At 69.0% G+C, this 18,092-nt stretch carries 18 protein-coding genes and 4 pseudogenes; 14 read left to right on the top strand and 8 right to left on the bottom strand.

The window, feature by feature from the left end:
- Positions 1 to 116 precede the first annotated feature (116 nt).
- The 5 genes and pseudogenes from RM423_RS18365 to RM423_RS25780 form a co-directional block, all read right to left on the bottom strand.
- Entirely contained in the window at positions 117 to 1,076 is a 960-nt protein-coding gene (locus RM423_RS18365) for an SAM-dependent methyltransferase (RefSeq protein WP_311424500.1), read from the bottom strand.
- A gap of 372 nt (positions 1,077 to 1,448) precedes the next feature.
- Positions 1,449 to 1,865: a GlcG/HbpS family heme-binding protein gene (locus RM423_RS18370; protein WP_311424501.1), complete on the bottom strand. Its 417-nt coding sequence runs from the start codon at positions 1,863 to 1,865 to the stop codon at positions 1,449 to 1,451.
- A gap of 63 nt (positions 1,866 to 1,928) precedes the next feature.
- Entirely contained in the window at positions 1,929 to 2,636 is a 708-nt protein-coding gene (locus RM423_RS18375; RefSeq protein ID WP_311424502.1) for an alpha/beta fold hydrolase, read from the bottom strand.
- Between the two features lie 641 nt (positions 2,637 to 3,277).
- On the bottom strand, positions 3,278 to 3,496 hold the full coding sequence (locus RM423_RS25775; RefSeq protein ID WP_396327783.1) for an alpha/beta fold hydrolase: 219 nt from the start codon (positions 3,494 to 3,496) through the stop codon (positions 3,278 to 3,280).
- 28 nt (positions 3,497 to 3,524) lie between these two features.
- A pseudogene (locus RM423_RS25780) lies at positions 3,525 to 3,728 on the bottom strand (alpha/beta fold hydrolase); the annotation flags it as partial.
- Between the two features lie 374 nt (positions 3,729 to 4,102).
- On the opposite strand from RM423_RS25780, the gene RM423_RS18380 reads away from it, so the two are divergent.
- The 3 genes and pseudogenes from RM423_RS18380 to RM423_RS25785 all read left to right on the top strand — a co-directional run.
- Positions 4,103 to 4,324 (top strand): hypothetical protein, encoded by a 222-nt coding sequence (locus RM423_RS18380; protein ID WP_311424503.1) that lies wholly within the window; start codon positions 4,103 to 4,105, stop codon positions 4,322 to 4,324.
- Between the two features lie 55 nt (positions 4,325 to 4,379).
- The gene (locus RM423_RS18385; protein ID WP_311424504.1) at positions 4,380 to 4,646 is read left to right on the top strand and encodes a hypothetical protein; all 267 of its coding nucleotides are present in this window, start codon (positions 4,380 to 4,382) and stop codon (positions 4,644 to 4,646) included.
- A 175-nt stretch (positions 4,647 to 4,821) separates the two neighbouring features.
- Positions 4,822 to 5,193, top strand: a pseudogene (locus RM423_RS25785) (alpha/beta fold hydrolase); the annotation flags it as partial.
- A gap of 205 nt (positions 5,194 to 5,398) precedes the next feature.
- Here the strand turns inward: RM423_RS25785 and RM423_RS25790 are convergent.
- Positions 5,399 to 5,581: pseudogene (locus RM423_RS25790) on the bottom strand (SAM-dependent methyltransferase); the annotation flags it as partial.
- Positions 5,582 to 6,188: 607 nt separating this feature from the next.
- On the opposite strand from RM423_RS25790, the gene RM423_RS18395 reads away from it, so the two are divergent.
- From RM423_RS18395 to RM423_RS18445, 11 genes are all read left to right on the top strand, one after another.
- Entirely contained in the window at positions 6,189 to 7,247 is a 1,059-nt protein-coding gene (locus RM423_RS18395) for a LacI family DNA-binding transcriptional regulator (protein ID WP_311424506.1), read from the top strand.
- On the top strand, positions 7,244 to 8,206 hold the full coding sequence (gene deoC, locus RM423_RS18400; RefSeq protein WP_311424507.1) for a deoxyribose-phosphate aldolase: 963 nt from the start codon (positions 7,244 to 7,246) through the stop codon (positions 8,204 to 8,206). The genes RM423_RS18395 and deoC overlap by 4 nt, the downstream gene beginning before the upstream one ends.
- An 11-nt stretch (positions 8,207 to 8,217) precedes the next feature.
- Positions 8,218 to 9,693 carry an aldehyde dehydrogenase family protein gene (locus tag RM423_RS18405; protein ID WP_311424508.1) on the top strand — a complete coding sequence of 492 codons (1,476 nt, stop codon included), beginning with the start codon at positions 8,218 to 8,220 and terminating at the stop codon, positions 9,691 to 9,693.
- Complete coding sequence (locus tag RM423_RS18410) at positions 9,690 to 10,550, top strand: aldehyde dehydrogenase family protein (protein ID WP_311424509.1); 861 nt, start codon at positions 9,690 to 9,692, stop codon at positions 10,548 to 10,550. The genes RM423_RS18405 and RM423_RS18410 overlap by 4 nt, the downstream gene beginning before the upstream one ends.
- A 59-nt stretch (positions 10,551 to 10,609) precedes the next feature.
- A complete protein-coding gene (gene rbsK, locus RM423_RS18415; RefSeq protein WP_311424510.1) occupies positions 10,610 to 11,545 on the top strand; it encodes a ribokinase in 936 nt (311 codons plus the stop codon).
- Positions 11,546 to 11,573: 28 nt separating this feature from the next.
- Entirely contained in the window at positions 11,574 to 11,978 is a 405-nt protein-coding gene (gene rbsD / locus RM423_RS18420) for a D-ribose pyranase (RefSeq protein ID WP_311424511.1), read from the top strand.
- Between the two features lie 21 nt (positions 11,979 to 11,999).
- The gene (locus tag RM423_RS18425) at positions 12,000 to 13,487 is read left to right on the top strand and encodes a sugar ABC transporter ATP-binding protein (protein ID WP_311424516.1); all 1,488 of its coding nucleotides are present in this window, start codon (positions 12,000 to 12,002) and stop codon (positions 13,485 to 13,487) included.
- Complete coding sequence (locus RM423_RS18430; protein ID WP_311424512.1) at positions 13,484 to 14,491, top strand: ABC transporter permease; 1,008 nt, start codon at positions 13,484 to 13,486, stop codon at positions 14,489 to 14,491. Before RM423_RS18425 ends, RM423_RS18430 begins: the two co-directional genes overlap by 4 nt.
- 102 nt (positions 14,492 to 14,593) lie before the next feature.
- Positions 14,594 to 15,616 carry a sugar ABC transporter substrate-binding protein gene (locus RM423_RS18435; protein ID WP_311424513.1) on the top strand — a complete coding sequence of 341 codons (1,023 nt, stop codon included), beginning with the start codon at positions 14,594 to 14,596 and terminating at the stop codon, positions 15,614 to 15,616.
- Positions 15,617 to 16,348: 732 nt separating this feature from the next.
- Entirely contained in the window at positions 16,349 to 16,741 is a 393-nt protein-coding gene (locus tag RM423_RS18440) for a GNAT family N-acetyltransferase (RefSeq protein WP_311424514.1), read from the top strand.
- Positions 16,741 to 17,259, top strand: a complete 519-nt coding sequence (locus RM423_RS18445; protein ID WP_311424515.1) for a GNAT family N-acetyltransferase — start codon at positions 16,741 to 16,743, stop codon at positions 17,257 to 17,259. Before RM423_RS18440 ends, RM423_RS18445 begins: the two co-directional genes overlap by 1 nt.
- A gap of 55 nt (positions 17,260 to 17,314) precedes the next feature.
- On the opposite strand, the gene RM423_RS25795 is transcribed toward RM423_RS18445, so the two are convergent.
- Both RM423_RS25795 and RM423_RS25800 read right to left on the bottom strand, forming a co-directional pair.
- Complete coding sequence (locus tag RM423_RS25795) at positions 17,315 to 17,533, bottom strand: alpha/beta fold hydrolase (RefSeq protein WP_396327783.1); 219 nt, start codon at positions 17,531 to 17,533, stop codon at positions 17,315 to 17,317.
- 28 nt (positions 17,534 to 17,561) lie between these two features.
- Positions 17,562 to 17,909: pseudogene (locus tag RM423_RS25800) on the bottom strand (alpha/beta fold hydrolase); the annotation flags it as partial.
- Positions 17,910 to 18,092: the final 183 nt, after the last annotated feature.

Genomic DNA, 18,092 nt, shown 5'->3' on the forward strand with positions numbered 1-18,092 from the left:
ACGTCTGAGGCACGCCCTGGTTCGGGGTGTCCGCCTGCGCTTGTCCTCGTCGCCGGCGGAGCCCGTCACAGCAGGCGAGGCCGCCACCCCGCACCGCCCCGACTGTCGACGCTGTTCTATCTGTTGTTACCGCTCGTTCGCCGACCCGCGACCAGGACTGGCCCTCCCGGGAACGTGCGGTGGCGACTTACGTCTCCCATACCTAGGTCCTCGAGGATCGAGGCGATCAGGTCCGCGTCCGCCCCGCTCCCGCCGCTCCTGTGCGCCTTCCACTGTGCGACGGCGGACGACAATGAGGTCGTCGGCGGAGGGTTGGTTCCCACGACGATCCACCCGTCCGCAGCGAGCGCTTGGACGCAGCGGGGGATGGTCGCCTCGAGCGACTCCACCGTCAGGAAGGGGGCGGGGAGCCACACCATGTCGTAACAGTCCACCTCCGTGAGGTCGGCCGCGTCCTGCTGCCTAAGCTCGATGCTGTCGCGATCGACGCCAGCGCCATCAAGCTCGACGCGAGCCAGTCGGATCGCCCGATCCAGGATGTCGATAGCGGTGACCCGCACGTGCGGGAGCTCTTGAACGAGCGCGATCGCCAGAGCCCCCACGCCCGTGCCGACGTCGAGAACGCGGCCACCTGGCCTGGACAGGCGCTCGAGCAGACCCGTCAGGTCGGGCACGATGCGCTTGGCGATGGCGCGACCCGTTGCGGCCGACGCACGCCCCTGTCGTAGCAGTACCTCGTCGGGCTGCTCAGCCCAGCCCTGTGTCGTCTCGCTCCCGGCGGCAGCGACGGCCAGGCGTAGCGAACTGAGCATGGCAGCGGCGACGCTGGCGGAGGTGGCGCTGGTTTCAAGGAGCGGATGGGTCACGAGGTCGTCACCGTCGCGCTGCACCAGGCCGGCCGCTGCCAAGACCGCCGTTCGCGACGCGTCAGACGCGATGGCCTCGGACAGGGATGTCGAACCAGCCTCCAGGTGCGTGGCGATCACCGCGGCCAGCACCCACGCCGCAGCTTCCAGATCGTCGAGCCGCTCCGTTGGATCATCGCTACCGCGGGGTGTATCAGAAGAACGCGGCATACCGTCTGGACTCCCTTCCTGAGAGATGCGTGTGCGCAGCTGCGTGGGATTCTCTGCAGGGTGCGTCAGGGTGAACCTGGGAGAGCTCCCACGCCCACTTCCTGCGGGCGGCGGTGGGGATCGGCCCGCGCAGCAGAGAGGCCGCACGTCTGTCGAGAGCCACCCGCCGATGCGCGTCAAGACGGCAGACCCACGCCTGCGCCGCAGTGTCATCAACGTGGACGCTGTGACCGATCGAGGGGAGCAGCCCGTTGGGTAGCGACACGTCCATCGAAGCGAGGAAGGCGCCGAGCCCGGTGATCACGAACACGGGCACGCTGACAGCCTGCACTGCGGGCGTCACCACGGGCCCGGCAGCCTTCCTTTCCTGCATCAGCTAATTGGCCCGAACCCGGCGACGGTAGCTTCGGCGATCTGCGCGTCCTGAGCCGGGGTGCCGCCTGCAATGCCGAGGCCGCCCACGACTTGTCCGTCCACCAGCAGCGGCTGCCCACCCGCGATGTTGGTCAGGGCCCCGCCTGTCGCTGGCGGAATGGCCGCGGCGAGGTCGGCGTCCATCCATCCGGTCGGCCGCCTCGTCGATGCTGAGGTGTTCGCCTTCCGGCGGCTGGTGTCGGCGCTGTGCGCCGTCGCGCCGTCGGCCTTGACGAAAGCGACAAGCGTCATGGTCGGGTCGACGACGGCGACCGAGACGGCAACGCCTCGGGTCGCGCCTTGAGCGACGGCCTCCTGCACCAAGTGCAATGCTGCCTCGGCTGTGACCGTCAGTTGATTGCGCGCGACGTTCATGTTTCCCTTCCTGCTGCCCGGTCCGGGCCTGCCTTGGCAGGCGGCGAGTGGGCGTTTGCTGGTTCAGGCCGCGCTGGTCAGCGCGGCGTGGACGAGGCCGGCGACGGCGTCCGGGTTGGACGCAGGGGAGGCGTGGGACGAGGCCACCTCGACGGTGTGTGAGCCGGCGCGCTCGGCCATGAAACGCATGGCTGCCGGCGGCAGGGAGTCATCGGCGGTCGAGACCAGGGTCCAGGACGGGATGCTGGTCCAGGAGGCGGGGCGGTCGAAGGACTCGCCCAACGCTGCAGGATCGATCGGACGCTGCGCGGCAGCCATGACGGCCACCGTCTCGGCCTGAAGGTCTCCCGCGTACACCTCCGCGAAGTGCTCGGGCTTCAGGTACAGGTCGTTGCCGCCAGGACGCGCCCGCACGACGACCCTGGGCTCGCCGAGCAGGCTGCCCGGGAACTTCCCGTTGAGCTCGCCGGTGGACTCGCCGGCCTCGGGCTGGAACGCCGAGACGAACACGAGGCCCTTGACCTGCTCGCTTGCGAACGCTGGGTGGGAGATAACCGTGCCGCCCCAGGAGTGCCCCGCGAGGACAACCGGCCCGTCGATGCTGGCGAGGAACGCTTTCAGGTAGGACACGTCGCCGTCGAGGCTGCGCATCGGCATGGCGGGGGCGAGGACCCGGTGCCCCTGGGACTGGAGACGAGCGGACACGCCCTTCCAGATGGACGCATCGCTCAGAGCGCCGTGCACGAGCACCGCGGTCGTGATGATAGTCATTGGCTGTCATTCATGAGGTAGAGAGAACGTTCGGTCTCTTTAGACGTTAACGAAGGCGTCGCCGCTGGTCAAGCCGCTCGCAGTGCCGGGGCAATGGCGTGAACAGGCCTAGCCGTCAGCCAGGGTCCGGTAACGGCAGCCGAGTGGGCACAGTCGGCGGCGCCGAGGGCGCCTGCAGCGGTCCCGGGCCTCCTGGGGCGGAGGGTCACGGTCGGCGACGTCGTGCCGGCCTGCCATGACCGCGCGGGCCGCCGGGCGACCGTGCCGTTCAACCTCACGGGAAGTCGGACTCCGACAGCGAGTACCCGAGCGTGCACGAGGAAAGGCCGCCTCGTTGTATAGCGGTGAGTGCGACCTTGCCGATGATCCGGGTGTCGCGAAGGAGGTGCCGACCTGCGGGACGCGCGGCTCAGCAGCAGCCTGTTCCTCACCCAGCCACAGCTCGACGCGGCAGGCGGGGACGCCTCGACCACGATTCCCGGGACGCTCCAGCGGCCCCGGCACTGGTCCTCGACCCTCACCGCGACAACAACCACGAGAAGCCCCTCGCGCCGACGCTGTCGATAGCGTCCGCTCGGCGGTCGGCTTGCGGGACGGGTCGGGCGGGGCTGTCCGTGGTCAGGGGCGGATCGATCTGCGGATCAGCTGCGTCGTCTCGGTCGGGCGCTCGAGGTTGGGGAGATGGCCGGCCCACGGCAGGTCGCGGTTTCCGGAGACGATGGTGGCCTTGCAGGTGATGCGAGCAAGGTCGGCTCCACACCCTCGGCCGCGGCACACAGCAGCACCAGGGCGCTCAACCGCTCGGGGACCGTGGACGCGACCTGCAGCGCCACGGCGCCACCTCCGGAGGAGCCCACCACTGCGCAGCGGTCCAGTCCCAGCTCTATCCATCAACCCCACCACGTCGCCAGCGTGGGAGAACGGTTCTGAGCCCAGCGGCGACCGGCCGTACCCGCGAAGGTCCGGCGCCACGACGGTGGCCTCGCCGCGAAGCTCGCGGATCTGAGGTCGCCACTGCCGGGCGTCTGCCGCCGTCGAGTGCAGCAGCAGCACCGCCGGACCCGTGCCCTCGAGGACAGGTTGCAGGATCATGACTGCCAGTCCTACCAGCGCTGCGGTCTGCCAGACAACACGGCCACCGGCGGCGGCGCTGCCTCCAGTCCGACACACCGGGACGCGCGTCCCGGTGTCCGATCGTCATCCGGACGATGGCCGATCCTCGAGTACAACCGGGAAGGGTCGACGCCAAGCCGGACCAGGCCGTCGCGTTGCGCGGTCAGGTCCTGTTCCTCGGTGGAGACTCGCGGGCGTGGCCGATCAACAGTCCGGACCTGACATCCCTACGGGTGAGGTCGACCCCCTGTCGGGCGGCAGCGGCATCCACGCAGCGCACGCTGATACCTGTCAGTGTCCGGATCTGTACAACATTCGTGTACGGTTGATCGGTGGAGGTGATCTGGTCTGAGATGGCTGCCAAGCACCTGACCCGCTCGCAGCGTTACCCCGGCGCGGTCGACATCGAGGTGGACTGGACTGCCGAGGCAGTCAACGACGTCGACGCCGTGCAGGTGGACCCATACTGGACCTCACGCGTCAACGCCCTGGCGGTCATCGGCTACTCGCCCGCGCCGGAGCGGTCCTGGTCGTACTCGCCTACCGTGACCTCGACGGCGACCTGCACGGTATGACCGCGTGGCCGGCTACCGGCCGCGCCCTGCGTCTGTACACCGAGGGGAGAACCTCATGACCAAGCGACTTGACCCCAAGCTAGCCCGCCAGCTGCAGGACGAGGCGGTGCGCGCCGAGGCCGCTGCAGACGCCGAGCCAGAAGCCGACTTCCCAGCCGACGCCTCGATCAGTTGGCCGAACAGATCTCGCATGCTGACCCTGCGGCTGCGGCAGTCCGAATACGACGCAATCCAACGAGCCGCCGAACAGCGGCACCTGCCAGCATCGACGTTCGCCCGTTCCCTGCTGCTCGACAAACTCGGCGACCAGCACGCCTCCTGACGTCGAAGTGCCCGCAAGCGGAGGCCCCTTGCGGCGATCACGACGCAGCTGCCGAATGCCCCAAGGCGTCTGCGGTGGGCGGGACCTGGGCTTGCGGTTGCGGGTCGTTACGTTGTCGGTAGCTGCTGCCAAGGTGAGTCCATGACGAACCTCCGCGGAGACCAGCTGGCGGACGATTCAGCGTTGCGGGACTCAGTCGCATCGGGCATGGCGGGAGGTCATGCGCTCGGCCGGATCGGACGGTTTCCGGGCAGTCGCGTTCGACCTGCCGGGCGTCGGAGGCTCCACCGGCGACGCGACCGACGGTTCGGCCCCGGCGATCGCAGCGGTAGTGCACGACTTGGTCGGCGCTCTGGCTCTGGCCGACGTGACGATGGTCGGGCATGACCTGGGCGGCATGACCGTCTACAGCTACCTGCGGCGCTTCGCCGACGCCGCTCGCGTGGTCATCATGGACACCGTCGTACCGGGTGTGGCGCCGTGGAACCAAGTGCTGGCCAACCCCTACGTCTGGCACTTCGCGTTCCACTCCATCCCCGGTCTGCCCGAACTACTCGTGCAGGCAAGCAGCGCGCCTACTCCGACTTCTTCTTCGACGTGCTACCCCCCGAGCAGTCCGTGCTCCCGACGGCCGGCCACCTCTGATCGACTGCCGATAGAGCCATACATGACCAGTGCTGTCGCCTGGCGTTCTCTGCGACCTCCGCAATGGTGCCGAGAACCTGGGCCAGTTGGAGACAACTTCGCTGCAGCGACTGGTGCGCCGCGCCCCCGCCGACGTCCAGGACGGTGGCCGGCGGGTCGGGGAGGTGCGGCAGCAGCTGGGCGTGCAGGACGTACGTCCGGACCCGCCCCTTGACGGAGGCGTACGCCCCCTCAACGAACGGTGGTGCAGCCAACGCGGCCCAAGGGTCCTGCGGCACAGGCAGAATCATGACATCACCGGGTCGTGACGGATCGCGTCTCGAAGCAGTTGTCAGATCGTGCGGCACGGGCGCATCCGATCGCGCCGCGACCTCTCGTTCCAGCTGTCTCGAGTTGCTCCAGCGCCCTCGTCATCGGATTCTGTCTCTGGGCGGGGCCCCGGGATGTGCCGGTTGGCCCCGCCCGCCAGACCGCGTTCGGAGTTGCTCAGCAACCGGATGGCTGCCCGTTCCAAGCCGGACGATGTCCGGGCTCACCGGGATCACAGCCAGGTGCGTGCGTCGGTGTCGAGCCCGCCGACGTTGACGACAAACGGGATCGCCGCATCCGACGTCCGGTCAGCGAGGGCCACCCCTCAACTCACGATGCCGTTCAGTGTTCCGCGTAAGACGGAGCGTCGTGAGCTCGCGCCTCGTGGGGGCAATTGTGTTCACTCGACGAGTCGAGTGATAAGCCAGGCCGTCGGCCGATGGCTCTGGCGGCGTAGTTCCACACCAGCAACCTGGCACCCTCGGACCTCCCTTGGTAACAATCCGGTAACCGCTGCGCCTCACCGTGTTGACCGTCACACCCTCATCTGCAACCGTTATCTGGTATCGGTTTCAGTGAGGGGGGTGCATGGCCACCATCTACGACGTCGCGGCGCGTGCCGGAGTGTCGACAGCCACCGTCTCGCGGTGGCTCGCCGGCCAGCCGGTCCGTGCGGCTGCGGTGATCCGCGAGGCGGTCGAGGAGCTGGGTTACTCGCCCAGCCCGATGGCCCAGTCGCTGAAGTCCGGTCGTCGCGGCGCTATCGGAGTTGTCGTGCCCGACGTGACCAACCCATTCTTCGCTGCCGTGGTGAAGGGGCTTGAGCAGGCCAGCCGGGGCTTCGGCTACCACATGCTGCTGGCCAACAGCGACGAGTCGAGTGAGCTCGAGGCGGACATCCTTGCAGAGCTGACGCCGCGGGTGGACGGCTTCATCCTGGCTCCGGCGCACGAGCAGGATCTCGGCCCTCACGCCCTGAGCGAGGCGGGCGTTCCGGCGGTTCTGCTGGACCGGGAGGTCTCCGGCGGCGAGGCCTTCGACGTCGTCCTGGTCGACAACGAGGGAGGCGCCCGCGCCGCCGCGTCCCACCTGGTATCGCTGGGGCACGAGCGGATCGCCATGATCAACGGCCCCACGGACACGACTCCCGGCCGTGGCCGGCGCGCCGGCTTCCTCGCGGGCCTGGCCGAGGGCGATCTGGCGCTGGACCCGGTCTACGACATGACCGGTGACTTCCGCGAGGAGTCCGGCAGGCAGATCACCCTGCAACTGCTCGCGCTTCCCGAGTCGCCGACGGCGATCTTCACCGCCAACAACCTCATGACGGTCGGCGCGCTCAAGGCGCTCCGGGACATGCGCGTCCGTGTGCCGGACGACATCTCGATCATCGGGTTCGACGATCTCTCGCTCGGCTCGCTCCTGCAGCCGCCGCTGACCTGCATCGCCCGCCCGGACGTGGAGCAGGGGGCGTTGGCCATGCGCCTGCTGCTGTCCCGGCTGACCGACGGGATCCTCGACGACGGCCGGCACATCGTCCTCAACACCTCCCTTCTCGTGCGAGGCAGCACCCGCGCCCCGTCCGCCGCCCATGCCCCGGAGATTCGCCCACGGCTCCGCGCCCGCAGCGGGGGAGCGACGTCCGAATGACCGTCCAGTTGTCCAGTCGCTCACCGGTGCAGCTGCCGGAGATCTCGTCGTCCGACGGGTCGCTGCGGACATTCCTGCACGGGCTCCGCGGAGTGGACGAGGTCGGGGCGCAGCAGCGGGTGGCCGCGCTGGCGACCCGGTCGATCAAGACCACGGCGAAGGCCTGGGCGATCGACACCGCCATCTCCATGGTGGATCTGACGACGCTGGAGGGTGCGGACACGCCGGGCAAGGTCCGGGCCCTGTGCGCCAAGGCCCGCCGTCCTGACCCGACCGACGCGACGGTCCCGGCGGTCGCCGCGGTGTGCGTGTACCCGGACCTCGTCGCGACGGCCAAGCAGGCGCTCGCCGGCTCGGCGGTGGCCGTGGCCAGCGTGGCCACCGCGTTCCCGTCCGGTCGCGCCGACCTGCCGATCAAGCTCGCCGACGTCCGCGACGCGGTGACGGCCGGCGCCGATGAGATCGACATGGTGATCGACCGGGGCGCCTTCCTGAGCGGTCACTTCCTGCAGGTGTTCGAGGAGATCGTGGCGGTCAAGGAGGTCTGCGGCGACGCGCACCTCAAGGTGATCCTGGAGACCGGGGAGCTGGCCACCCTGGACAACGTGCGCCGGGTGTCCTGGCTGGCCATGGTCGCCGGCGCGGACTTCATCAAGACCTCGACGGGCAAGATCAGCCCGGCAGCCACCGGTCCCGTCCTGCTGGTGATGCTCGAGGCGGTCCGGGACTTCCGGGTGGCCACCGGACGCCAGGTGGGCGTGAAGCCGGCCGGCGGCATCCGCACCACTAAGGACGCCGTCCGGCAGCTGGTGCTGGTCAACGAGACCGCCGGGGACGACTGGTTGACCCCGGAGTGGTTCCGCTTCGGCGCGTCCAGCCTGCTCAACGACCTTCTCATGCAGCGGATGAAGCTCGCGTCCGGCCGTTACTCCGGCCCCGACTACGTGACGATCGACTGAGGGATTTCCCGATGACCAGCGTTTTCGAGTACGCCCCGGCGCCCGAGTCGATGGCGGTGGTGGACATCAGGCCGTCCTACGGCTTGTTCATCGACGGGCAGTTCGTCGATCCCGTGGACGGCGGGAGCTTCGCCACCGTCAATCCGGCGACCGAGGAGGTCCTGACCGAGGTCGCACTCGCCGGCGCCCAGGACGTCGACCGTGCCGTCGCCGCCGCCCGGCGGGCCTACGAGGGGGCCTGGTCCCGGCTGTCCGGATCGGAGCGGGGCAAGTACCTGTTCCGGATCGCGCGGATCGTGGCCGAGCGGGCCCGCGAGCTGGCGGTCGCCGAGAGCCTGGACAACGGCAAGCCGATCAAGGAGACCCGGGACATCGACGTGCCGCTGGTCGCGGCGCACTTCTTCTACTACGCGGGATGGGCCGACAAGCTGGAGCACGCGGGACTGGGTCCCGACGCGCGGCCGGTCGGGGTCGCTGGTCAGGTGATCCCGTGGAACTTCCCCCTGCTGATGCTGGCCTGGAAGATCGCTCCCGCGCTGGCGTGCGGCAACACCGTCGTCCTCAAGCCCGCCGAGACCACGCCGGTCACCGCGCTGCTGTTCGCCGAGATCTGCCAGCAGGCCGATCTGCCGCCCGGCGTCGTGAACATCCTGACCGGGGCCGGTGAGACCGGGCAGGCCCTGGTCGGGCACCCGGGGATCGACAAGGTCGCCTTCACCGGCTCCACCGAGGTGGGCAAGGCCATCGCCCGGACAATCGCCGGCACCGCGAAGAAGGCCACACTGGAACTCGGTGGCAAGGGCGCCAACATCGTCTTCGACGACGCCCCGGTGGATCAGGCGGTCGAGGGCATCGTCACCGGCATCTTCTTCAACCAGGGCCACGTCTGCTGCGCCGGCTCGCGACTGCTGGTCCAGGAGAGCATCGCCGAGGAGGTGCTGGACTCGCTGCGCCGCCGGCTGAGCACCCTGCGCCTCGGGGACCCGCTGGACAAGAACACCGACATCGGGGCGATCAACTCCGCCGCCCAGCTCGAGCGGATCACCGAGCTCGCTGACGCTGGTGACGCCGAGGGCGCGGGCCGCTGGTCGCCGCCCGGTTGCAGGCTGCCCGAGCGAGGCTTCTGGTTTCCGCCGACCGTCTTCACCGGTGTCACCCAGGCGCACCGGATCGCGCGCGAGGAGATCTTCGGCCCGGTCCTGTCGGTCCTGACCTTCCGCACCCCGGACGAGGCGGTCGAGAAGGCCAACAACACCCCCTACGGGCTGTCGGCCGGCGTCTGGACCGAGAAGGGGTCGCGCATCCTCTGGGCCGCCAACCGGCTGCGCGCCGGGGTGGTGTGGGCCAACACCTTCAACCGCTTCGACCCGACCAGCCCCTTCGGTGGCTACAAGGAGTCCGGCTACGGGCGCGAGGGCGGCCGCCACGGGCTGGCGCCGTACCTGACGACGAGCGAGCCGGCCCGACGCCTGGAGGCGACCCGATGAGCGACCGCATCCCGGTCCGGAAGACCTACAAGCTCTACCTGGGGGGAGCCTTCCCCCGCAGCGAGTCCGGGCGTTCCTACCCGGTGACCACACCGGCAGGGGAGTTCCTCGCGAACGCGGCCGCGGCGTCCCGCAAGGACGTCCGTGACGCCGTCCAGGCGGCCCGCAAGGCGTTCCCGGGCTGGTCGGCGGCGACGGCCTACAACCGCGGTCAGGTCCTGTACCGCGTCGCCGAGATGCTCGAGGGCCGGCGTGCCCAGTTCGCCGACGAGGTCGCCGCGGCGGAGCGGCTCTCGGCCCCTGCCGCGATGGCCCAGGTGGACGCGGCCGTCGACAGGTGGGTCTGGTACGCCGGCTGGACCGACAAGCTCGCGGCCGTCGTCGGGACGACCAATCCCGTGGCCGGGCCCTACTTCGACTTCACCCTGCCCGAACCGACCGGCGTCGTCGGCGTGCTGGCACCGCAGGACTCCAGCCTACTGGGCCTGGTCGCGGTGCTGGCGCCGGTCGTGGCCACCGGCTGCACGGCCGTCGTGCTGGCGTCGCAGGACCGGCCGTTGCCGGCGGTGACGCTGACCGAGGTGCTCGCCGCCAGCGACGTGCCCGGGGGAGTCGTCAACCTGCTCACCGGCGCCACCGCCGAACTGGCCCCCTGGCTGGCCTCGCACATGGACGTCGACGCCCTCGACCTGACCGGCGTCCCGGCGGACCTCGCCCGGGATCTCGAGATCGCGGCGGCGGACAACTTGAAGCGGGTGCGCCGTCCCGGTGCCGAGGACTGGGCCGCTCCACCCGGCATGGACCGGATGCTCGGCGTCCTCGAGACCAAGACCGTCTGGCACCCGATCGGTGTCTGAGCCCGGCAGCACGCCACCGCCCACCCCCCGTCCCCTCGATGCAGGAAGGCAGTTCCGCCGTGAGCCCCTCGGGAGTTCTCGTCGTCGGCAGCATCACCGCCGACGTCACCGCCTTCGCCGACCGGCTGCCTCGTGCCGGGGAGACCGTGCTCGGTAACGACTTCACCCTCGTGCTGGGCGGGAAGGGCGCCAATCAGGCCGTCGCGTCGGCTCGCTTCGGCACCCCCACCTGGATGATCGGCTGCGTCGGGGACGACCCCTTCGCCGAGCTGACCTCCGGCGGGTTGCGCGAGCACGGGGTCGACACCGACCTCCTCCGCACCGTCGACGGGCCCACCGGAGTCGCGCACATCCGCGTCGACTCGTCCGGGCAGAACGACATCGTCATCACGCCGCTGGCCAACGCACGGCTGGATGACGCGCAGGTCGACAGCGGTCTGGCCGCCGTCCGGAACGACGTCTCGGTCCTGCTGCTGCAACTGGAGATCCGTGCCTCCGTGACGGCGCACGCAGCCGCCGCCGGCGCGCGGGCCGGGCTGACCGTCGTGCTGGACCCGGCCCCGGCCGTTCCGGTGCCCGACGACATCTGGCCGCACGTCGACATCGTCACCCCCAACGAGACCGAGGCGAGCATCCTGACCGGCGTCGAGGTCACCGATGAGTCCAGCGCCGCCCGGGCCGGTCAGTGGTTCCTCGACCGGGGCGTACGACACGCGGTGATCACTCTCGGCGATGCCGGAGCCCTCCTGGTCAGCGCCGGTGAGCGGCCCCGGCTCTTCCCGCCCTTCCCGGTACAGGCACTGGACACCACCGCGGCCGGCGACGCTTTCACCGGCACCCTCGGCGCGGCACTAGCCGCCGGCGTGGAGCTGGCGGACGCCGTGCGGCACGGCATGGCCGCCGGTGCGCTCGCGGTCACCCGGGCCGGCGCCAGCCCGTCGCTGCCTGCGCGCGACGAAGTTCTCGCCCTGGCTGCATCCACCGTCGTCGCCTGAGCCGGCGACATCACCTCAGGAGGTTTCCGTGCGTCGCAACGATGCAACGCTCAATGCCCAGCTCTCCCGCGTGATCTCGGAGATGGGCCACACCGACCAGCTCGTCGTCACCGACGCGGGTCTGCCCATCCCCGGGGAAGTCGAACGGGTCGATCTCGCCGTGCGTGCGAACCTGCCCCGGTTCCTCGACGTCCTGGACACCGTGCTCGAGGAGCTGGCGGTCGAGGGAGCGGTGATCTCGGAGGAGATCAAGCAGCACAGCCCGGAGATGCTCGAGGAGCTCACCGCCCGCCTGTCCGCCCGTGGAGTGACCGCGACCTTCGTGCCGCACGTCGACTTCAAGGCCGCGACCACCGGTGCCCGGGCAGCCGTTCGCTCAGGGGAGTTCACCCCCTACGCGAACGTGCTGCTCACCGCCGGCGTCGTCTACTGAAGCGGCGGCCGACATGCAGCTATCGGTGCGCGGCGTGCACAAGTCCTTCGCCGACAACCGCGTCCTGCGGGGGTAGATCTCCACGTCACCGGCGGCGAGGTCGTGGCGCTCGTCGGCGAGAACGGGGCCGGGAAGTCGACCCTCACGCGCGTGATCTCCGGCGTGTACCGCCCGGACGGCGGCACGGTCGCCATCGACGGTGAGCCGGTCACCTTCCGCGACCCGCAGCACGCGATGGCGCGCGGCATCCAGGTCATCTACCAGGAGTTCCGGCAGAACCTGTTCGCGCACCTGTCGGTCGCGGAAAACTTGTTCGTCCGCGAGGAGGGCCGTCAGTTCGGCCGCTTCCTGGTATCCAAGCGCCGCATGGCCCGGCGAGCGGCCGAGCTCCTGGACAGCATCGGCGTCTCCGTGGACCCGCGCACCGACGTCGGCCAGCTCGGCGTCGCCGAGCAGCAGATGGTGGAGATCGCGAAGGCGATCGGCCATCACCTGAACGTGCTCATCCTCGACGAGCCGACGGCGGCGCTCGACGACCGCGAGTCCGAGCAGCTGTTCGCGCAGGTACGCCGGTTGCGCGCCGACGGCGTCGGCATCGTGTACATCAGTCACCGCCAGGACGAGGTCTTCGCCCTGGCCGACCGCGTGGTCGTGCTGCGCGACGGCGCGGTGGCGCTCGAAGGCGCGACCAAGGAACTGACCCACGACCAGGTCGTGGGCGCGATGGTCGGTCGCACGGTGGGCGACTTCTACCCCAAGGAGGCGAACGCGCGGCCGGAGACGGCGCTCAGCGTCCGAGGGCTGACGCGATCCGGTGCGTTCGAGGACGTCACCTTCGACGTGCACGCGGGGGAGGTCCTCGGACTGGGCGGCGTCATGGGATCGGGTCGGACGCAGCTGCTGCGCACCCTCTTCGGCCTGGAGCCGGCCGAGTCCGGCACGGTCAGCATGGGTGGTCGACCGATGACCGCGTCGTCGCCGGCCGCGGCCATCCGCCGTGGAATCGCCTACATCACCCCTGACCGGCAGGCGGACGGGCTGTGCCCCGGCCGGTCGGTCGCCGAGAACATCTCGCTGGCCGCGCTCAGGTCCCTCACCCAGCGTCTCGGCGTCGTGCAGCGTCGGCGCGAGAACGACCGGGTGACCGACGTAATGACCCAGCTCCGGGTGCGCGCGTCCTCGCCGAACGTCGACGTCGGCACCCTCTCGGGCGGCAATCAACAGAAGGCGCTGTTCGGCAAGTGGGTGATGACCTCCCCGCGGGTGCTGCTGATGGAGGAGCCCACCCGAGGCGTTGATGTCGGGGCCAAAACCGAGATCTACCGGATTCTCAACGAGCTCACGGCCACCGGTGTCGCCGTCGTGATGGTCAGCTCCGACCTCCCCGAACTGGTCGCGATGTCGGACCGGGTGCTCGTCCTGCGGGCCGGTCGCGTCGTCTCGGAGCTCACCGGAAACCGGATCACCCAGCAGGCCGTGCTCGAACACGCAATGGAGGTCGTGGCATGAAGGCGCGTCTACAGCAGATCGCCCGTGAGCTGCGTGCGGTATGGATGCTGATTGCGGTGTGCATCGCCCTGGCGATCGCCTCCCCGGCATTCGGGACCTCAGGCAACCTGCTCAACGTCGGCCTGGCCACCTCGGTGACCGCGTTGCTGGCGGCAGGACAGACATTCGTTATCATTCTGGCCGAGATCGACTTGTCGGTCGGAGCCGTCCTGGGCTTCTCGGCAGCGATCACCGCGATGACCCTGCAGCATCACAGCACCGTGATCGGCATGGTTGTGGGCCTGGGCGTCGGCGCGCTGGCAGGGCTGGTCAACGGGCTCCTGGTGACCAAAACGCGGATGCCGTCGTTCATCGCCACCCTGGCGATGATGTCGGTGCTCGCCGGGCTGACTCTCCAGATCACCCAGGGCAACCCGATCGGCGTGTCCGACTACGCTTTCCAGAACATCGGCCAGGCACGCACCGCCGGGGTTCCGGTGCCCGTGTGGATCATGATCGTGATCTTCCTGGTCTTCGGTCTGTTGCTGGCTCGCACCCGCTTCGGCAGATACGTCTACGCGACGGGGGACAACCCAGAGGCCGCAAAGCTCTCGGGCATTCCGGTCAACCGCACGAAGGTCCTGGCCTTCGTAATCAGTGGCGCGCTGGCGGCCCTCGCCGGATTCATCATCACCGCGCGCCTGTCCACCGCGGAGCCAACCGCGGGTACCGGCCTCGAGCTCGAGGCCATCGCCGCGGTCATCATCGGCGGGACGAGCCTCGCGGGCGGCCGAGGTGACCTGGTCGGCACCATCGTCGGCGCACTGATCCTCGGCGTGATCGACAACGGGATGAACCTGCTGAACGTATCGCCCTTCCTGCAGAGCGTCGTGAAGGGGCTCGTGATCCTGTTCGCCGTCCTGCTGGACCGCAACGCCACTGCCATCCGGGCCTGGTTCCGATGGCCGTCCCGCCCCTCAGGGGGCGCCGTCGCTGCGCCGGCCGACGAACTGGTGAGTCGCTGACTTCCCGCGTCCCCGGCCGGAATGGCAGCAATCAAAAGTCCCTGGCGCAGCCAGGGTCCAGCCCAACAATTCGAGCTGCCCTCAGGGCACAAAGGAGTTCCTATGCATTCGCGCATGCAGATCATCGCAACGTCAGCCGCCGTCGGCGCAGTTGTCGTGTCCCTGGGCGCCTGCAGCCGCGGCAGCGGATCGGCAGCGTCGGGATCCAGCCACGCCACGGTCGCTTCCGGAAGCAAATCGGCGGTCATGATCATGAGCACGCTGAACAACCCGTTCTTCGTCTCGGTGAAGAACGGCGCCGCGGCCGAGGCCCCGAAGAAGGGCATCAAGCTCGACGTCGAGAACGCCAACAACAGCGACTCGACGGCGCTGAACCTGGCAACCAGCGCCTTGACCAAGCAGCCCGGCATCCTCATCATCGACCCGGTCGGCAGCCAGTCGGCGACCGCCAGCGTCACGTCGGCGAACTCCGCGAACGTGCCGGTCATGGCCTTCGACCGGAAACCCGAGGGCGGGGACCTGGCGACGTTCGTCGGCTACGACGCGATCCAGGCAGGCCGCAACGCCGCCGACGCCCTCGCCAAGGGGCTCGGTGACAAGGGGACCATCGTCGAGATCCAGGGCCTCCTTGGCACGAACGTGGCGCAGGACCGCTCCAAGGGCTTCGAGGAGGAGATGGCGGCCAAGCACCCGAACATCAAGACCGTGGCCAAGCAGGCCGCGGACTTTGACCGAGCCAAGGCGCTGGACGTCATGACGAATATCCTGCAGGCGCATCCCGACATCAACGGCGTGTACGCGGCCAACGACGAGATGGCGATGGGCGTCCTCGCGGCGCTCAAGTCCCGCAGCCTCGACGGCAAGGTCGTCCTGGTGGGCAACGACGGCATCTCGGACGCCCTGGCTGCCATCGCGGCCGGAAAGATGTACGCCACCAACGCCGAGTCCCCCTACGCTCTGGGGCAGAAGGTCTCCGACCTGGCCGCCGACGTGATCGGCGGCAAGTCGGTCGAGAAGAACACCACGCTCGAGGGTCAGCTGGTCACCAAGGACAACGTCAAGGAGTACGCGCAGCACCTCGTCAGCATCGGCGACGCAGCCGACGCCCCGACGAATCTGAAGTGATCTGACGGCTCCACGGGGAAGGGGCGTTCCGGTTCGCCGGGGCGCCCCTCGCCTGTCGGATGCAATATCGCTGACCTCACGAGGTCTTCCTGCCCCTGACCGTCAACGCCGCCGACGCGATCGCTGACGCCAGTGAGACCGGCAAAACCCGAGCAACCAGGATGACCGAATCCTGACTGCTTCCGCGACGGCATCGCGGTGCACCGCCAGCGCTACGGCCAGACGTCGACCGGGAATCGAAGCTCCGCGCGATGACTTGCGTGATTACGTCGTGGAGGACCTCCAGGGCGACGCTGCAGTGCTGGTGACCGACCAGACCGGTGGTGGAGAAGAGCACCAAGCCCGCCGGAGTGGCCCGGGAGCAGTCCGGCGCCCGCCGCGGCGCTACTCGCCGCCACCGGGACCTGACGATCCTCGGTTGGCGATCAGGCTACGGACAGCCACCGTACAAAAAAAGCGCCGCGAAACCGAGCCACTTACCGCTGTGAGTCACAGGATCGAGACGCCCGACGCCTACCTCTTTTCTCTCCGCGTGCGGCTCCGAGTGCGCCCATCTGCTCCAATTCCAATAGGGCGGTGGCCACGGAGATCCGCCCGATCGAGCGCGAGGAGGTCGTCGACTACTTGCGAGTGCTGCCGTTCGCCAACGGGTTGCCGAGCTGGGAGCCGGCGCCCGCGGCGTGCGGAGGACCCGAGCCTGGCCCCCGAACAAGCCGGCGTCCATCCGGGTAGATGGAAGCTTCGGCCGATGAGGTCATGGGCGAGCACTTCCACCCACAGGCGGCGCTCGTCGACGGGAAGCTCGTTGGCGCCACGGCGATGATTTCGTTCGAGATCACCGTGCCGGGCGAGCGGACCGTGGCGATGGGCGGCGTGACCGGCACCGGCGTGATCGCCACCCACCGGCGGCGTGGTCTGCTGCGCCGAATGATGCAGGCGATGTTCGACGAGGCGCTCGAGCGTGGGGAGCCCCTGGCCGGTCTCAGCGCCAGTGCAGGGTCGGCTATCGGACGCCGTCACGCTGAGGTTGGAAACGAGCTGCACGGGGCCGGCAAACTTATTTGCCTGTTGGCGGAGCCGTCCCAGAGACTCAGCGCATGCTGCCGTCCACAATGCCCCGCTTGATGAATACGCCCGTGGTACTACGTGCCTTCGGGCCGCGCGATGCTGATCTCGTCGCGTCAGTGGTGGACGACCCACTGATCCCGCTCATTACGACCGTACCCGCGAGCGGTTCCCCGGTGGAGGTCAACGCCTACCTTCAACGCCAGCACGACCGACTGGTCTGTGGTGCTGGGTACTCCTTCGCAATCGTGGCCAGCGACACCGACGAGGCAGTCGGCCAGATCGGCTTGTGGACGAAGGAGATCGACACCGGTCGAGCCTCGACCGGCTACTGGATCGCATCGCAGTTCCGCCGACGCGGCTACGCCCGGGCCGCCCTGCAGGCCCTAACCAGTTGGGCGCTGACGCATTCTGAAGTCCAGAGACTGCAGCTTTTCGTCGAGCCTTGGAATCAAGGGTCATGGCGGGCTGCCGAGGCGTGCGGTTATCAGCGCGAGGGCTTGCTGCGCGGGTGGGAACGCGTCGGAGACAATCGCCGAGACATGTACGCCTACAGCGTCGTCGCCAGCCAGAACTGACAACGCCTGCGCGCATAAGCCGAGGCAGATGCCCGGTGGCGGATCGATCTGCGGATCAGCTGCGTCGTCTCGGTCGGGCGCTCGAGGTTGGGGAGATGGCCGGCCCACGGCAGGTCGCGGTTTCCGGAGACGATGGTGGCCTTGCAGGTGATGCGAGCAAGGTCGGCTCCACACCCTCGGCCGCGGCACACAGCAGCACCAGGGCGCTCAACCGCTCGGGGACCGTGGACGCGACCTGCAGCGCCACGGCGCCACCTCCGGAGGAGCCCACCACTGCGCAGCGGTCCAGTCCCAGCTCTATCCATCAACCCCACCACGTCGCCAGCGTGGGAGAACGGTTCTGAGCCCAGCGGCGACCGGCCGTACCCGCGAAGGTCCGGCGCCACGACGGTGGCCTCGCCGCGAAGCTCGCGGATCTGAGGTCGCCACTGCCGGGCGTCTGCCGCCGTCGAGTGCAGCAGCAGCACCGCCGGACCCGTGCCCTCGAGGACAGGTTGCAGGATCATGACTGCCAGTCCTACCAGCGCTGCGGTCTGCCAGACAACACGGCCACCGGCGGCGGCGCTGCCTCCAGTCCGACACCCGGACGCGTCCCATTGGAAGGCGGTCCCGATGGCCTCAAACGACAGCACAGCGACCGAGATCGGCATTACGTTTGATAGCGCGGATCCCGCCAGGCAGGCGCAGTTCTGGACGGTCGCACTAACCCGGGGCTTTCATGGTGGCGGCGTGCCGGTGAACTGAAAAGTGCTCCAGGTCAACGATGATCGAGGTTCTTGAGGCCAGATCGTCGTCAACAAGGAGCACCTTCAGGGTGAAGAATATCGGTTTGT

It is taken from the genome of Jatrophihabitans lederbergiae (assembly GCF_031845305.1).
In the GTDB taxonomy this organism is placed as follows: Bacteria; Actinomycetota; Actinomycetes; order Mycobacteriales; family Jatrophihabitantaceae; genus Jatrophihabitans_A; species Jatrophihabitans_A lederbergiae.

Coding starts and splice junctions, on each gene's coding strand:
- RM423_RS18365 (WP_311424500.1), bottom strand. CDS start 1,076: ATGCCGCGTTCTTCTGATACACCCCGCGGTAGCGATGATCCAACGGAG.
- RM423_RS18370 (WP_311424501.1), bottom strand. CDS start 1,865: ATGAACGTCGCGCGCAATCAACTGACGGTCACAGCCGAGGCAGCATTG.
- RM423_RS18375 (WP_311424502.1), bottom strand. CDS start 2,636: ATGACTATCATCACGACCGCGGTGCTCGTGCACGGCGCTCTGAGCGAT.
- RM423_RS18380 (WP_311424503.1), top strand. CDS start 4,103: ATGGCTGCCAAGCACCTGACCCGCTCGCAGCGTTACCCCGGCGCGGTC.
- RM423_RS18385 (WP_311424504.1), top strand. CDS start 4,380: ATGACCAAGCGACTTGACCCCAAGCTAGCCCGCCAGCTGCAGGACGAG.
- RM423_RS18395 (WP_311424506.1), top strand. CDS start 6,189: ATGGCCACCATCTACGACGTCGCGGCGCGTGCCGGAGTGTCGACAGCC.
- deoC (WP_311424507.1), top strand. CDS start 7,244: ATGACCGTCCAGTTGTCCAGTCGCTCACCGGTGCAGCTGCCGGAGATC.
- RM423_RS18405 (WP_311424508.1), top strand. CDS start 8,218: ATGACCAGCGTTTTCGAGTACGCCCCGGCGCCCGAGTCGATGGCGGTG.
- RM423_RS18410 (WP_311424509.1), top strand. CDS start 9,690: ATGAGCGACCGCATCCCGGTCCGGAAGACCTACAAGCTCTACCTGGGG.
- RM423_RS18430 (WP_311424512.1), top strand. CDS start 13,484: ATGAAGGCGCGTCTACAGCAGATCGCCCGTGAGCTGCGTGCGGTATGG.
- RM423_RS18435 (WP_311424513.1), top strand. CDS start 14,594: ATGCATTCGCGCATGCAGATCATCGCAACGTCAGCCGCCGTCGGCGCA.
- RM423_RS18440 (WP_311424514.1), top strand. CDS start 16,349: ATGGAAGCTTCGGCCGATGAGGTCATGGGCGAGCACTTCCACCCACAG.
- RM423_RS18445 (WP_311424515.1), top strand. CDS start 16,741: ATGAATACGCCCGTGGTACTACGTGCCTTCGGGCCGCGCGATGCTGAT.